The 512-nt window shown below is 65.8% G+C and carries 1 protein-coding gene and 1 pseudogene; one reads left to right on the top strand and one right to left on the bottom strand.

The annotated features are described in order from the left end of the window. Window positions 1-175: PfkB family carbohydrate kinase (locus tag AACY45_RS29400; protein WP_445261233.1), on the top strand; the 175-nt coding region annotated here is incomplete at its 5' end. 100 nt (window positions 176-275) lie between these two features. On the opposite strand, the pseudogene AACY45_RS27970 reads toward AACY45_RS29400, so the two are convergent. Beyond that, window positions 276-512: pseudogene (locus tag AACY45_RS27970) on the bottom strand (hypothetical protein); the annotation flags it as partial.

Genomic DNA, 512 nt, shown 5'->3' on the forward strand with positions numbered 1-512 from the left:
CACCACCGGCGCGGGCGACCTGTTCGCCGCCGGTTTCCTGCGCGGTCAGGCGCAGGGCAAGAGCATCGAGGCCTCGCTCAAGATGGGCGCGATTTGCGCCGCCGAGATCATCTCGCATTATGGCGCGCGTGCGCAGGTCGACCTGAAGGCGCTGATCGCCAGCAAGCTCGGCTGAAACCTTCCTCCCCTCCCTTTCAGGGAGGGGAGACGTGCGCGAGATATAAAAAAGGCCTGGGATCGCTCCCCGGCCTTTTTCGTGTGCGGTGCGACCCGGCTCAGATCGAGCCCGGCGGCAAGGGTGCCAGATCGTCGTCCGACACCACCTCGGTGATGCCGCGCCCGACATGGCTGCGCGAACGGCTGTAGAGGAAATACACGATCAACCCGATCGCGCCCCAGCCCGGCAGCACCAGAATAGCGGTGAGCGGCAGCGAGAAATACAGGCCAAGGCAGCCGATGATCGCCAGCGGTGCGATGATGTAGACCGCCGGCGTGCGGAACGGACGACGCCG

Source organism: Pseudomonas sp. RA_35y_Pfl2_P32 (assembly GCF_963970735.1).
In the GTDB taxonomy this organism is placed as follows: Bacteria; Pseudomonadota; Gammaproteobacteria; order Pseudomonadales; family Pseudomonadaceae; genus Aquipseudomonas.